Here is a 14,959-nt window from a genome sequence, read left to right as displayed (position 1 = left end):
GGATATTAATAAGTAATGTTTATTATAATTTTTATTTATTAATTATTGTTAAATAATAGATTTTAATTAAAAAAATAACTTCCATATTTTTATTTTAAGCTATTTTTAAAATATAGTAAGGTGATTTTATTAGTTGATATAAAAAAGTTTCTTAAAACGCTTTAAAATAAAAAAGTAGTCTTTTGACCACTTTTTTTATTTTTTAGATATTTTTGGAGTATCATTGTCTCCAAAATTTTCTTCTGGGAATTTTTTAAGATTTTCTTTTTGTTTTCTTCCCGTATTTTTCATTGATTCTGCAATTTGATTTGAAGCCGTAAAACTTGCCACCATATTATTTAACATGTCTGTAGCTGCTTGTGGAGAATTAGGTAATAAAATTAAATTTGAATTTGCATCAGCACCAATTGCTTGTAAGGTATCATAATGTTGGGTAATTACAATTAAAGCTGAGGCTTCTTGTGAATTGATGCCCACTTCATTCAATTGGTTGACTGATTCTACTAAACCTCTAGCAATTTCTCTTCGTTGATCTGCTATACCTTGCCCTTGTAGTTTTTTACTTTCTGCCTCTGCTTGTGCTTTTGCTACAATTCTAATACGCTGTGCTTCACTTTCAAATTGTGCTGCTGTTTTCTCTCTTTCGGCTGCATTAATTCGATTCATAGCATTTTTTACTTGAATATCGGGATCAATATCAGTTACTAAAGTGTTGATAATATCGTATCCATAAGCAATCATCGCTTCATTCAATTCTCTTTTTACCGCAATGGCAATATCATCTTTACGTACAAAAACGTCATCTAAAATTAATTTAGGAACTTCGGCGCGCACTACGTCAAAAACGTATGCTGTAATTTGATCATGTGGATATTCTAATTTATAAAAAGCTTCATATACATGCTCTTGAATTACTTTAAATTGTACTGAAACTTTCATTTTAACGAATACGTTATCTTTCGTTTGTGTTTCAATAATTACATCTAATTGTTGGATTCGTAAGTTAACTTTACCCGCAATTCGGTCAATTAATGGAACCTTGATTTGTAAACCGGAGTTTCTAATACTTTGAAATTTACCAAAACGTTCAATTATTACAGCCGTTTGTTGTTTGACTGTAAAAAATGAAGATAAAAATAAAGTAATACTAAAAATGATAAAAGCAAAAAATAGTAAGCTCATAATAAAAATAATTAGTTTGTTAAATATTTATTTATACGTAGTAAATACGTTTTTGTTACATTTAACCAAGATTCAACATTAGATTTCGTTGTGAAACAAAATTTTAGAAGAAATAATAAGACTATTTGGATGATTAATGGGTACTTACTTGAATTTGAGGAAAAATAAAGTAGAATGGATTTGCTTGACGAATTCACTTCGTTCGAGTTTAATAAGATATTTGGATTTAATTTTAAATGAAACATATAAAAAAGCCAGCATTTTTATTGCTGGCTTTTTCACTTATATAGTAGTTATAGCTGTTTCTAAACGTTTGATAGTTTCTTCTTTTCCAAGAATCTCTACGATATCAAACAAATGAGGTCCCATCATTTTTCCTACTAAACTTAATCGAAAGGGTTGCATAACTTTACCCATTCCAATTTCATTAGTGGTCAACCATTCTTTTACTAATTTTTCAATATTTATACTTGTAAAATCAGTAATATCTTCTAAAACTACAATTAATTGTTTTAATAATTGAGGGGTTTCTTCTTTCCAATTCTTTAAAGCTTTTTCATCATAGGATGTTGGCTTAACAAAGAAGTAATCGGTTAAATCCCATAAATCAGTAACAAAATTTGCTCTTTCTTTATTTAATGAAACAATTCTTTCTAAGTCTAATGAAGTCGAAATACCTCTTTTATCCAATTCTTTAGTAAAACTATTAGCTAATGCTTTATCACTTTTGTTTACTAGATACTGATGATTGAACCATTTGTTTTTTTCTGGGTCAAATTTTGCACCTGATTTATTTACTCGAGCTAAATCAAATTTAGTAATTAATTCTTCTAAAGAAAAAATTTCTTGTTCTGTACCATCATTCCAACCTAATAAAGCAAGGAAATTTACTACAGCTTCTGGGAAGAAACCATTTTCACGATATCCCATTGATGTACTTTCTTCTGTTTTCCACTCTAATGGAAATACTGGGAATCCCATTTTATCGCCATCACGTTTTGATAATTTACCGTTACCTATCGGTTTTAAAATCAATGGTAAGTGTGCAAACTCAGGCGCATCCCATCCAAATGCTTTGTATAATAATACGTGTAATGGTAAGGATGGTAACCATTCTTCTCCACGAATTACATGCGATGTTTCCATCAAATGGTCATCTACTATATTTGCTAAGTGGTAAGTAGGCATACCATCGCTTTTAAACAATACTTTATCGTCTAACAAATTAGTGTCAAATTTAATAGCACCACGAATGATATCTTTTAATTCTAAAATTTCATTAACAGGTGTTTTAAAACGTACTACGTAAGCTTCCTCATTGTTAATACGTTTTTGAACTTCTTCATCAGAAATAGTTAACGAGTTTTGTAAGGTTTCACGTATAGTATGATTATAAATAAATGTTCTTCCTTCAGCTTCAGCAGCTTTTCTTAAAGCATCTAATTCTTCAGCAGTATCAAACGCATAATACGCCCAACCTTTTTCAATTAATTCGTCAGCATATTGTTTATACATTGCCTTACGTTCACTTTGACGGTAAGGTCCAAATTTTTCATTTTTACCTACAGTTTCATCAGGAGCAATGCCCAACCATTCTAATGCTTCAAAAATGTAAGCTTCGGCACTGGTACAAAACGGGTTTGGTCTGTATCTTCTATTCGTAAATAGAAAGTACCGTTATGTTTTTTAGCAAATAAATAATTAAATAAGGCTGTTCTTACACCGCCTATATGTAAAGGTCCTGTTGGACTGGGTGCAAAACGCACTCTAACTGGCTTTGACATTTGTTCTTGATTTTTGTTATTTATTACATAAAGCATCGTTTTACTAAAATTAATGTGCAGTATGTTAATGCAAAGATACATTATACTGTTTACATATTTGTTTGATTTAGAGTATTGCTATTGTATTTGATATTTTATTAACTTTATAGGTTATAATTAAAGTATTGAATTTTGGAATCAAAACAACTCATATTTGCTAAATTAGAAAGTTTTATTAAAAAGTATTACACGAATGAATTGCTTCGTGGTAGTTTATTTTTTATAGGATTAGGTTTATTTTATTTTTTATTTACAAGTTTTATTGAATATTTTCTATGGTTACAACCTACAGGAAGAAGTATTTTATTTTGGTTATTTATTATCGTAGAATTTTTTTTATTGATTCGATTTATTGCAATTCCACTATTTAAATTATTTAGACTTCAAAAGGGTTTAAGTTATGAAGAAGCTTCTTTTATAATTGGTAAACATTTTAATGAAGTAAATGATAAATTGGTTAATTTCTTGCAGTTGACTAATGATATTAATCAATCAGAATTATTGTTAGCTTCTATAGATCAAAAGGCAAAAGGTTTACAACCTATTCCTTTTTCAAATGCAATAGATTTAAATAAAAATAAAAAATACATCCCGTTAGCTTTAATTCCCTTCTTGATCATTTTATTTTTTATGATTTCAGGTAAAGAAGAATATTTAGCTCAAGGAATACATCGTGTGATTAATTATAACAAACACTTCTCCCCTCCTGCTCCATTTGAATTGTATATTAAAGATTCTTTAGTTACACAGCAAAATAAAGATTTTACTTTGACTGTTTTTTCTAAAGGAAAAATAAATCCCGATAAAGCAGTTATTGTCATAGGGAATGAACAATATTTTATGGAAAATACAGCTCCGGTATTTTTCAATACACTTTTGAAAATCCACTAGCTAATACTCAATTTTATATACAATCAAATGAAGTAATTAGTAAGAATTATAATTTAAAAGTGGAAGCAGTTCCAGCTATTACTCATTTTGAAATGTTGTTGAACTATCCCGATTATTTAGGTAAAAAAAATGAATTAATAAGAGGTACAGGTAATGCGGTTATACCAGAAGGTACTACTATAACTTGGGGAATTAGAGCTCAATCAACAGAATCAATTCTTATGAATATGAATAAGTCTTTAAATAGCTTTAATTTACGCAATAACAACTTTGTTTTGACTAAAAAAATTAATCAAAATTCAGAATATCAAATAGTTACTTCCAATAAAGCAATAAAAAACTTTGAAAAGCTTACATATTCTTTAAATATCATTAAAGATCAATATCCAACGATTAAAATAGAAAGTACTCCCGATAGTTTACGTATTTCAAAGCCTTATTTAATAGGCCAAATAGCGGATGATTATGGATTTCATAATTTAAGTATTGTTTATTTTCCTAAAGATAAAACACATCAGGCAAAACGGGGAACACTGTCTTTTAAACAAGGAGTTTATGATAAATTTATATTTAGTTTTCCAGGCTCACTCCCTATTCAAACAGGAATTGAATATGACTATTATTTTGAAATTTCTGACAACGATGTTTTACATGGATTTAAAACTGCTAGAACTTCTGTTTTTTCTCATCGTGAATCAACAGAGCAAGAAAAACAAGAAGAGTTTTTACAAAAACAAAATGATAATATCAATAGCCTATCTAAAACTTTAAAATCACAAGATAAACAACAAACTGAATTGGAAAAACTACAACAAGTAGGTAAAGAAAAAAAAGAACTTAATTATAAAGAGCAACAAAAAATCAATGATTTCATTAAGCGTCAAAAACAAGAAGAAGAATTATTAAAAAAGTACGCTGAAAAAATAAAAGAGAATTTAGATCAGTTTAAACCAACCTCTAAGGATCCTAAAAAGAAGAATTAGAAAAACGGTTAGATAATGTACAACAAGATTTAGAAAAAAATAAGAAATTATTAGATGAGTTAAAAGAATTAAATGAAAAGATGCAGCATGAAGATTTATTTGATAAGATAGAAAAATTCCAACAAAAATCTAAGAATCAATCTAAAAGTTTAGAGCAGTTAGTAGAATTGACAAAGCGCTATTATATTGAGCAGAAAGCAAAACAATTAGTTGATAAATTAGCTAAACTAGCAGATAAACAAGAAGATTTATCTAATAGTAAAGAGAATAATGAAAAGGAACAAAATGAATTAAATACATCTTTTGATCGTATACAAAATGAATTAAATAGTTTAGAGAAAGAAAATAAGGAATTAAAAAAACCTCTTTCAATACCTTCTGATGAAGAAAAACAAAAAAGTATTGATAGTGATATGAAGAATGCAAGTAATGAATTAAAAAATAAAAATAATTCTAAAGCTATTGCAAAACAAAAAAGTGCAACACGTAAAATGCGTCAGATGGCACAATCTATGGAAAAAGATATGCAAGGAGGTGATAAAGAACAAATAAATGAAGATATTAAAATGCTTCGTCAAATTGTAGATAACTTGTTAGAATTTTCCTTTTCAGAAGAAAGGCTTATGAATAATTTTAAGAGTATGAATGGTTCATCATCATCATTTTCTAAGCATATTAAAACACAACAAGATTTAAAAAATCAGTTTAAACATGTAGATGATAGCTTATTTGCAATGTCATTGCGTAATCCTAAAATAGGAGAAAAAGTAACAAAAGAAGTGGGTAATATTTATTATAATATAGACAAATCAATTGATTATTTTACAGATAATCAAGTTGCTAGAGGTATATCTAGTCAACAATATACATTTGCTAGTGCTAATACTTTAGCTAATCTATTAGCGGATGTTTTAAATAATATGCAAATGTCTATGTCAGCATCTGGATCAGGTCAAGGGAGTCCTAGTCCGGGTAAAGGGAAAGGTTCAGGCATGCAATTGCCAGATATTATTATGAGACAAGAAGAATTAGCAAAAAAAATGAGTAAAGGTAATTCGCAAAAGCCTAGTTCTTCAGGGACATCAGGTAGTGGTGAAGGAAAAGAATCAGGAGGTAATAAATCAAATAATCAAGGAGGTTCCGATTCTAAAGATGGTAAAGGGAAACAAAATACGACAGGAGAAAATGGAGAAGGTAACGCACAAAGTATTATAGATATATTAAAGCAACAACAACAATTACGCGATGCTTTAGAAAAAGAATTAAACAAACAAGGCTTAGGTACACAAGGTCAGAATGTTTTAGACCAGATGAAGCAATTAGAAAAGCAATTAGTAACGAAAGGATTTAATCAACAGTTAGTACAGAAAGCATTGAATTTAAAGTATGAATTACTTAAATTACAAGAAGCAGCACAGCAACAAAATCAAGACAGTAAAAGAGAAGGTACGACGAATAAAAAGAATTTCAAAACACCTCTTCTAGCCTACCGCAAAACTTACAAGAATATTTGAATAGTATAGAAATATTAAACAGACAAAGCTTACCTTTGCGCTCGCAATTTAACAAACGTATTCAAGAATATTTTAAACAAAATGATAAATTATAATTACGAAGTTGATTTCTTATTAGATAATGAAGTTGATTATACAAAATGGATTGAAGCAGTTATTAAATCTGAAAACAAGGAATTGAACGAAATTAATTACATTTTTTGCAATGATGATTACCTATTAGAGATTAATAAACAATATTTAGAACATGATTATTACACAGATATTATCAGTTTTGATTACACTGAAGGGGATGTAGTATCAGGTGATATTTTTATTTCTATAGAACGTGTAAAAGAAAATGCTATTGATTTGAATACGCCTTTTGATGAAGAATTAAAAAGAGTTATTATTCATGGAGTATTGCATTATTGTGGATATAAAGATAAGAGCGCAAAAGAAGAAGAAATGATGCGTTTAAAAGAAGATGAAAAAATAAAAATGTTTCACGTGAAACATGATATCTAATTTTAGTTCCACGTGAAACAAATGAAATTTGTTTCACGTGGAACTTTTCTTTTCTTTATAGTGTTTCACGTGAAACACTATAAAGAAAAGATTTTTTATAAAGTAATTTATTTTAAAAATATATAATGTTTGTAGATAAATATGATGTAATTGTGGTTGGCGCAGGTCATGCTGGATGTGAGGCCGCTGCTGCTGCTGCTAATTTAGGTTCTAAGACTTTGTTGATTACAATGAGTCTTCAGAATATTGCTCAAATGTCCTGCAATCCAGCTATGGGAGGAATTGCAAAAGGACAAATTGTTCGTGAAATTGATGCTCTTGGAGGTTATTCAGGTATAGTGTCTGATAAAACAGCTATACAGTTTAAAATGTTAAATCAGTCTAAAGGACCTGCAATGTGGTCACCTCGTTGTCAGAGTGATCGTATGCGATTTTCAGAAGAATGGCGTTTAATGTTAGAGCAAACGCCTAATCTTGATTTTTATCAAGAAATGATTGTTGGGTTAATTACAGAAGGAGAACGTGTGATAGGTGTTAAAACAGCTATTGGTATATCTATTTTTGCAAAGACTGTTGTTTTAACTAATGGTACTTTTTTAAATGGTTTAATTCATATTGGTGAAAAACAATTTGGTGGCGGAAGAGCTGGTGAAAGTGCTTCTTATGGGATAACAGAAGATTTAGTTCGTTTAGGTTTTCAAGCTGGTCGTATGAAAACGGGTACGCCACCTCGTGTAGATGGTCGTTCTTTAGATTATTCTAAAATGCGTGTAGAGCCGGGAGATTTAAATCCGGCTAAATTTTCTTTTTCAGATATTACAAAACCTTTAACAAAGCAACGAGATTGTTATATGACTTACACTTCTTCTTTGGTGCATGATTTGTTACGAGAAGGTTTTGATCGTTCTCCGATGTTTAATGGTAGGATTAAATCTTTAGGACCTCGTTATTGTCCTTCGATAGAAGATAAAATTAATCGTTTTGCAGATAAAGATCGCCATCAACTTTTTGTAGAGCCAGAAGGATGGAATACAGTAGAGGTTTATGTAAATGGTTTTTCTACTTCGCTTCCAGAAGATATTCAATTTAGAGCATTGCGTTCTGTAGAAGGTTTTGAAAAGGTTAAATTTTTTTAGAGCAGGTTATGCAATAGAATACGATTACTTCCCTCCTACTCAATTAAAGCATACTCTTGAAACAAAAGTGATTTCAGGTTTGTATTTTGCAGGACAAATTAATGGAACTACAGGATATGAAGAAGCAGCTTCTCAGGGGTTAATAGCAGGTATAAATGCCGCTTTAAAAGCACAAGAAAGAGAGGAGTTTGTTTTAAAAAGAGATGAAGCTTATATAGGTGTTTTGATTGATGATTTAATAACTAAAGGAACAGAAGAGCCTTATCGTATGTTTACTTCTCGTGCAGAGTATAGAACTTTACTTAGACAGGATAATGCAGATTACCGTTTAACACCTAAATCAAATGCAATTGGTTTAGCTAGTGTAGAACGATTGAAGAGAATGGAATATAAGTTTGATCAGGCTGAAAAAATGGTTGCTTTTTTTAGAGAAACATCGGTTTCTGTAAAAGAAGCAAATCCAGTTTTAGAATCTAAATTGAGCTCACCTATTACGCAAGGTGATAAAATGTTTAAGATTTTTTCTCGCCCTCAAATCCAAATGGAAGATATGATGAAGTTTGAAAAAGTTCAAGATTATGTTACTTCTAATGATTTAGATGAAGAAATAATAGAACAATCCGAAATTCAAGTTAAATATTCCGGTTATATAGAAAAGGAACGAGCAAATGCCGAAAAGTTACATCGCTTGGAAAATATTCGTATACCTGAAAATTTCGATTATGATCAGTTAAAGTCTTTATCTTATGAAGCACGTGAAAAATTAAAAAAAATTCGACCTGTTACCATATCGCAAGCATCACGTATTAGTGGAGTATCACCGAATGATATTTCAGTTATGCTGGTTTATATGGGAAGATAGTTTTTTGTGAAATCAATCTAAAAAATATTTTGTTTCACGTGGAACTATTTAGTGGCTCAATATTTTTTTAATTAAAGTTTTATTATACAAATGAATTTTTTAGAACAAAATAGTTATATAGAAGTACAAGATCATTCTGTTTCTAATGAAAAATTTAAATTATTATTAGATTCCGAAACAGAATTATTAAAAACCTATCCTCAACCTTCTTTAGAAAAATTAGGATCTTATTATGAAAGTGAAGATTATATATCACATACAGATGGCAAACGTTCTTTCTTTGAGCGTTTATATCATTTAATAAAATCTTATGCTTTAATTAAAAAAGTAGCTTTGGTTAGTAGTATTCATAAATCAAAAGGAATTATTCTTGATATAGGAGCAGGAACGGGTGATTTTTTAGTTACAGCCAAAAATGCAGGTTGGATAACTAAAGGATTTGAACCTAATACAAATGCTCGTAATTTGGCCTTATTAAAAGGTATTGAATTAGTTGATACCACAGAGTTAATAGAAAATAATACAATTGATGTTATTACAATGTGGCATGTTTTAGAGCATGTGCCTAATTTAGAAGAACAGATTAAAGAATTAAAGCGTTTACTGAAACCTAACGGAACCTTAGTTATAGCTGTACCTAATTATAAATCTTATGATGCTCAATATTATGGCGAATTTTGGGCTGCTTACGATGTACCTAGACATTTATGGCATTTTTCTAAAAAAAGTATAGAGAAATTATTCGGAGAAAATAAAATGAAAATTATTCAAATTCATCCAATGATATTTGATAGTTTTTATGTTTCCCTGTTATCAGAAAAGTATAAAACAGGTAAAATGAATTTTTTAAAAGCATTTTGGATTGGATTAAAATCAAATATTAAAGCTGGAGATAAAAAAGAATTTTCTTCTCATATATACATTATAGAAAATAATGATTAATTCATTACATACTAAAAAAGCGAATCGTTAGATTCGCTTTTTTAGTATACTTTAATAAATCAAAAAATCAAGTTATTTCCTACCTCTTCCCTTTTGACTCTTCCCTTTTGACTTTTCCCTTTTGACTTTTCCCTTTTGACTTTTCCCTTTTGACTTTTCACTTTTGACTCTTCCCTTTTGACTTTTCACTTTTGACTTTTCACTTTTGACTCTTCCCTTTTGACTCTTCCCTTTTGACTCTTCCCTTTTGACTCTTCCCTTTTGACTCTTCCCTTTTGACTCTTCCCTCTTCCCTCTTCCCTCTTCCCTCTTCACTCTTCACTTTTCCCTTTTGACTTTTCCCTCTTGTCTTTTCCCTCTTGTCTTTTCCCTCTTGTCTTTTCACTCTTGTCTTTTCCCTCTTGTCTTTTCACTCTTGTCTTTTCACTCTTGTCTTTTCACTCTTGTCTTTTCACTCTTGTCTTTTCACTCTTGTCTTTTCACTCTTGTCTTTTCCCTCTTGTCTTTTCCCTCTTGTCTTTTCCCTCTTGTCTTTTCCCTCTTGTCTTTTCCCTCTTGTCTTTTCCCTCTTGTCTTTTCCCTCTTGTCTTTTCACTCTTGTCTTTTCCCTCTTGTCTTTTCCCTCTTGTCTTTTCACTCTTGTCTTTTCACTCTTGTCTTTTCACTCTTGTCTTTTCACTCTTGTCTTTTCACTCTTGTCTTTTCACTCTTGTCTTTTCACTCTTGTCTTTTCACTCTTGTCTTTTCACTCTTGTCTTTTCACTCTTGTCTTTTCCCTCTTCCCTCTTCCCTCTTGTCTTTTCCCTCTTGTCTTTTCCCTCTTGTCTTTTCCCTCTTGTCTTTTCCCTCTTGTCTTTTCCCTCTTGTCTTTTCACTCTTGTCTTTTCCCTCTTGTCTTTTCCCTCTTGTCTTTTCCCTCTTGTCTTTTCCCTCTTGTCTTTTCCCTCTTGTCTTTTCCCTCTTGTCTTTTCCCTCTTGTCTTTTCCCTCTTGTCTTTTCCCTCTTGTCTTTTCCCTCTTGTCTTTTCCCTCTTGTCTTTTCCCTCTTGTCTTTTCCCTCTTGTCTTTTCCCTCTTGTCTTTTCACTCTTGTCTTTTCACTCTTGTCTTTTCACTCTTGTCTTTTCACTCTTGTCTTTTCACTCTTGTCTTTTCCCTCTTGTCTTTTCCCTCTTGTCTTTTCCCTCTTGTCTTTTCCCTCTTGTCTTTTCCCTCTTGTCTTTTCCCTCTTGTCTTTTCCCTCTTGTCTTTTCCCTCTTGTCTTTTCCCTCTTGTCTTTTCCCTCTTGTCTTTTCCCTCTTGTCTTTTCCCTCTTGTCTTTTCCCTCTTGTCTTTTCCCTCTTGTCTTTTCCCTCTTGTCTTTTCCCTCTTGTCTTTTCCCTCTTGTCTTTTCCCTCTTCCCTCTTCCCTCTTTTATTATACTATTTTCGTTCAAAAATGATTTTTTTTGAATAAAAACTTCATTTTTTATTTTAAAATTGAATTTTTTCATGAAAATGTTCCACGTGAAAATTTTAGAGAGATAATCTCTCTTTCATAATTTCATCAAGCTATTTGTTCCACGTGAAATATGAAGATTAGAAAATAGACAAAATTTTTATAAACTTTATTTATTCAATTTTAGAAAATATTATTTACTAGTATAATTATCCTATATAAGGAATAATTAATTAGATAATGAATATTATAAATTATTTTGTTTCACGTGAAATATATAGTATTAATTCAAATGAAACGATAAACTTTATAAAAGGAAGATAAATGATATAAAGTTTTAGTTTGGCTACAATTTTACTACATACAAGAGTATAAGAAAATATTTTATAGAAGATAAGTTTTCATCTATTATGAATTTACTTCACTTTTGTTACTTATTTTTTATAAGTTATTTCAAAAGCTTTTAAGACACTTTATAGATTGATTAGGTACTTTGTATGATTTATTTTTAAAAGTCTTTTAAAAGAGATTTATTGTGCTAATTTTTTAATTCTGAAATATTGCTTAACATTGCTATACTTCATTTATTGAACTAGATTTAAAAAATGTTTCACGTGAAAAAGAGATTAAAAATTTAATATTTCTTAAAAAGCGCAACAATTATTATTATTTATTAATATATATATTGTTATCATTTTTATTTATTTTAAAAATAAAATCACTTTATCTATTAAAAAAATAAGCGCTATCTCCCTCTTTATATATAAACTCCTTATAATTCTTTATATTTTACTCTAAAAACGATTTTAAATAGATTTAAAAGGTTTTTGCATCTCTAAGTGTAATTATAGGTCTCTAATTTGTAAAAGCTTCTAAAAACGCATTTATTAAAGCGTATTTTTATCAGAAAATATTATTATTATCATTAGATAAATAGTTTTTTATTATGTTTATTTTAAGGTCTATTTTTTCTTACTTTTTTGTTATAAACTCATTTATTTTTTGTATTGAGTATTTTAGAATAAAAGTTTACTTTTACAAAAAATTAAAATCATAAATAGAATGAAAAAGCTTGTAATGATGGCGGTTGTTTTATCTGCCGCAGTAGCGTGTAATAAGACACCTGAAGCTAAAGAGGTAAAAACAGCTTATATTGATACTGTAAAACTCATGGAAGATTATACTGAAGCCAAAGAATTACAGGATAAATTTAAAACCAAGGGAGAAGTTAAAGGACGTGAATTAGAAGTTGAAGCTAGAAAATTAGAAGCTGAAAAAGCTAATTTTCAACAAAACGCAATGGCTAAAGGACAAGCTTGGGCACAACAAAAATACGCTGAATTACAACAACGTTCACAACAGTTAGCTTACGCTGAACAAGCAGTAGCACAACAATTACAGGCTGAAGGAGGATCTAAGAGGGATTCAATTGTTGAAAAAGTGCGAGTTTTTATTAAAGATTACGGTAAGAAAAATGGTTATGATTACATATATGGAACAGGTGATGCAGCGAGTGTTTTATATGCAAAAGACAGCTATGATATAACAAAAGAAATAGTAAAAGCTCTAAACGAAAAATATGCTTCTGAAGATAAAAAAATAGAATCCAAAAAAGAAACGGATGCTAAAGAAGTTAAGAAATAAAAAGAGGGGTTCCAGAAAGTAGGAACCCCTCTTCTCTTTTCAAAAAAGATTATTGTAATATATATACAACTAATACAGCTGGTATAAAATAAATAACGATAGTTCTTGCCCCATCATAATCTTTAGCAATTCTTTGGCCAAATAACAGCATTAATAATGTTACACATGAAACAACGGCTCCATACTTACCAAATGTAGTACCTCCGTTTACTAATAATTCTATTCCTCCTACTACACAAAGAATACCAGCTATAATCTCAAATGCTAATAAAATATTTAGTGAAAGAGATACTTTGCCCTCAAAAAAGTATTTTTAAAATGCTCTTTTAACCAACTTATATTACCTTGATAATCAATGAATTTATCATATCCTGATTGTAGAAAAGTAATAGCTAAAAAGGCCAAAATAAGTAAACTAGCTAGATGATTGTTCATAATGTTAATTTTTATGGATTAAACGTGTTAGTTTTATAGATAAATCAGTTAATATAATTTTAGAATTTCCATTACGTTCTATATGATAAATAGCATCATTCAATTCTTTGTATATTTCCTGTATATTCCGTCCTGTTATGAAAGGGGCAAATTTTTTCAAATCAAATCCTTGTATGCTTGATTCATAGTAAATTAATTCATCAGCCTGATAATTTAATAAAAGAGCTTGACGAAATAAATCGATGCAATAACTCAAAAACTTCTTTTGATTTTCCCTTCCTAGTTTAGCAATTTCTTCACTCCAATTGATTAAATCGTGTATGGCACTTGCATTACCCTTTGCTCTAAAAGCAGCTCTTACCCAATTAACAAACCATTGTTCAAATGAAGTATCTTCATTTTCATGATGGCTTAATTGTAAAGCTTTATTATAGTTACCTTGTGATTTATGCGCTATTTTTATAGCTTCTTTTTCATCAATTCCTTCATATTCAATTAAATGCTGAGAAATAGCAGATTCACTTAGTTTTCCAAAATTTATTACTTGGCATCTTGATCGTATTGTTTGCAATAAATCCTCTTCGTCCTCTGTTATTAAGATAAAAAGAGTCTTATCAGTAGGTTCCTCAAGTAATTTTAATAATTTATTAGATGCGGCAATATTCATCTTATCAGCCATCCAAATAATCAAAACTTTATACCCTCCTTCGTATGATTTAAGAGCCAGTGATTTTAAAATTTCTGAAGCATCTTCTACCCTAATTTCACCTTGTTTGTTTCCTACCCCCAATTTATCATACCAATCAAATAGACCTCCATAAGGTTTTTCCTTTAAAAAATCTCGCCAAAGAGGTAAAAAATCTAAACTTTTAGGCTTTGATTTTACGTCTTCTGTCGTAACTGTCGGATAAACAAAATGTAAATCAGGATGCGAAAAATGATCAAATTTTATATTACAACTATCTATACCTCCTTGATTTTCAAATCCTTTATTTAGACATAATATATACTGAGCATAAGCAATAGCAATTCTTAATACGCCACAACCTTCTGGACCAACAAATAATTGTGCATGAGGAATTCTTCCGTGGCTTGCACTTGTTAATAAATGGTTTTTTACATGTTGATGTCCTACTATTTCTTTAAATAACATAAAAGCAAAAATAACGACTTAAACCATAAAGTTTTATAAAATAAATAAAATTTATAATCAGAAAAACTTTAATTAACGACAATTTATTTGATATATATTAAGTCCTAAATCATTTTAATAGAAAATATTAGTTAAAAAATCCTAATCATACCTCTTTAAATACTTACCTTACTAATATTTTTTAAAAAAAATAAAATCCCAAAATATTAAAAATAAGAGAAAAAAATCAGTACTTTTTTTTAAAAACTCAAAATTCAAACCCTGTAAAAGTTTTATATCCGTTAATAAAATATTTTTTTTAACTATATTTTATAAAAATGTGAAATATAACAATAAATGATTATATTTGTACTGATGTAATTTATGTTTCTATTGGCGAAATTATATGAGTTAAAGAATATATTTTTTTATGTTGAAATGAATTTTTGGCACGCTTTTGGTATTATAGTTTA

General features: G+C 29.5%; 11 protein-coding genes and 3 pseudogenes. 7 read left to right on the top strand and 7 right to left on the bottom strand.

Annotation, left to right across the window (positions count from 1 at the left end):
• Positions 1 to 195: 195 nt before the first annotated feature.
• Positions 196 to 1,182, bottom strand: a complete 987-nt coding sequence (locus JJC05_RS08610; protein ID WP_235877224.1) for an SPFH domain-containing protein — start codon at positions 1,180 to 1,182, stop codon at positions 196 to 198.
• A 282-nt stretch (positions 1,183 to 1,464) separates the two neighbouring features.
• Positions 1,465 to 2,966: pseudogene (gene gltX, locus JJC05_RS08605) on the bottom strand (glutamate--tRNA ligase).
• Between the two features lie 171 nt (positions 2,967 to 3,137).
• On the opposite strand from gltX, the gene JJC05_RS18220 reads away from it, so the two are divergent.
• From JJC05_RS18220 to JJC05_RS08585, 6 genes and pseudogenes are all read left to right on the top strand, one after another.
• Positions 3,138 to 3,896, top strand: a complete 759-nt coding sequence (locus JJC05_RS18220; RefSeq protein WP_309597289.1) for a hypothetical protein — start codon at positions 3,138 to 3,140, stop codon at positions 3,894 to 3,896.
• A gap of 59 nt (positions 3,897 to 3,955) precedes the next feature.
• On the top strand, positions 3,956 to 4,879 hold the full coding sequence (locus JJC05_RS18215) for a DUF4175 family protein (RefSeq protein ID WP_309597288.1): 924 nt from the start codon (positions 3,956 to 3,958) through the stop codon (positions 4,877 to 4,879).
• Positions 4,880 to 4,959: 80 nt separating this feature from the next.
• Entirely contained in the window at positions 4,960 to 6,393 is a 1,434-nt protein-coding gene (locus JJC05_RS18210; RefSeq protein ID WP_309597287.1) for a hypothetical protein, read from the top strand.
• Between the two features lie 81 nt (positions 6,394 to 6,474).
• Positions 6,475 to 6,900 carry an rRNA maturation RNase YbeY gene (gene ybeY / locus JJC05_RS08595; RefSeq protein WP_127823403.1) on the top strand — a complete coding sequence of 142 codons (426 nt, stop codon included), beginning with the start codon at positions 6,475 to 6,477 and terminating at the stop codon, positions 6,898 to 6,900.
• 125 nt (positions 6,901 to 7,025) lie between these two features.
• Positions 7,026 to 8,898: pseudogene (gene mnmG, locus JJC05_RS08590) on the top strand (tRNA uridine-5-carboxymethylaminomethyl(34) synthesis enzyme MnmG).
• A 90-nt stretch (positions 8,899 to 8,988) separates the two neighbouring features.
• Entirely contained in the window at positions 8,989 to 9,840 is an 852-nt protein-coding gene (locus JJC05_RS08585) for a class I SAM-dependent methyltransferase (protein ID WP_127823405.1), read from the top strand.
• A gap of 451 nt (positions 9,841 to 10,291) precedes the next feature.
• Here the strand turns inward: JJC05_RS08585 and JJC05_RS08580 are convergent, their stop codons facing one another.
• The 3 genes from JJC05_RS08580 to JJC05_RS08570 form a co-directional block, all read right to left on the bottom strand.
• Positions 10,292 to 10,477 (bottom strand): hypothetical protein, encoded by a 186-nt coding sequence (locus JJC05_RS08580; RefSeq protein WP_235877223.1) that lies wholly within the window; start codon positions 10,475 to 10,477, stop codon positions 10,292 to 10,294.
• Positions 10,478 to 10,571: 94 nt separating this feature from the next.
• Complete coding sequence (locus tag JJC05_RS08575) at positions 10,572 to 10,925, bottom strand: hypothetical protein (protein WP_235877222.1); 354 nt, start codon at positions 10,923 to 10,925, stop codon at positions 10,572 to 10,574.
• A gap of 24 nt (positions 10,926 to 10,949) precedes the next feature.
• Positions 10,950 to 11,273 (bottom strand): hypothetical protein, encoded by a 324-nt coding sequence (locus tag JJC05_RS08570; protein WP_235877221.1) that lies wholly within the window; start codon positions 11,271 to 11,273, stop codon positions 10,950 to 10,952.
• 1,064 nt (positions 11,274 to 12,337) lie between these two features.
• On the opposite strand from JJC05_RS08570, the gene JJC05_RS08565 reads away from it, so the two are divergent.
• On the top strand, positions 12,338 to 12,919 hold the full coding sequence (locus JJC05_RS08565; RefSeq protein WP_164849109.1) for an OmpH/Skp family outer membrane protein: 582 nt from the start codon (positions 12,338 to 12,340) through the stop codon (positions 12,917 to 12,919).
• Between the two features lie 49 nt (positions 12,920 to 12,968).
• Here JJC05_RS08565 and JJC05_RS08560 read toward each other — a convergent pair.
• Both JJC05_RS08560 and JJC05_RS08555 read right to left on the bottom strand, forming a co-directional pair.
• Positions 12,969 to 13,354, bottom strand: a pseudogene (locus tag JJC05_RS08560) (DoxX family protein).
• Between the two features lie 4 nt (positions 13,355 to 13,358).
• A complete protein-coding gene (locus tag JJC05_RS08555) occupies positions 13,359 to 14,507 on the bottom strand; it encodes a DNA polymerase III subunit (protein ID WP_105195124.1) in 1,149 nt (382 codons plus the stop codon).
• Positions 14,508 to 14,959: the final 452 nt, after the last annotated feature.

The organism is Flavobacterium davisii, assembly GCF_019565505.1.
GTDB lineage: Bacteria > Bacteroidota > Bacteroidia > Flavobacteriales > Flavobacteriaceae > Flavobacterium > Flavobacterium davisii.
Note: the sequence above shows the minus strand (reverse complement) of the source record. Positions and strands in the feature narration are given on the sequence as shown.

What these genes read in the sequence shown, in the direction of transcription:
- JJC05_RS08610 (WP_235877224.1), bottom strand. Translation starts at nt 1,182, where the DNA reads ATGAGCTTACTATTTTTTGCTTTTATCATTTTTAGTATTACTTTATTT.
- JJC05_RS18210 (WP_309597287.1), top strand. Translation starts at nt 4,960, where the DNA reads ATGCAGCATGAAGATTTATTTGATAAGATAGAAAAATTCCAACAAAAA.
- ybeY (WP_127823403.1), top strand. Translation starts at nt 6,475, where the DNA reads ATGATAAATTATAATTACGAAGTTGATTTCTTATTAGATAATGAAGTT.
- JJC05_RS08585 (WP_127823405.1), top strand. Translation starts at nt 8,989, where the DNA reads ATGAATTTTTTAGAACAAAATAGTTATATAGAAGTACAAGATCATTCT.
- JJC05_RS08565 (WP_164849109.1), top strand. Translation starts at nt 12,338, where the DNA reads ATGAAAAAGCTTGTAATGATGGCGGTTGTTTTATCTGCCGCAGTAGCG.
- JJC05_RS08555 (WP_105195124.1), bottom strand. Translation starts at nt 14,507, where the DNA reads ATGTTATTTAAAGAAATAGTAGGACATCAACATGTAAAAAACCATTTA.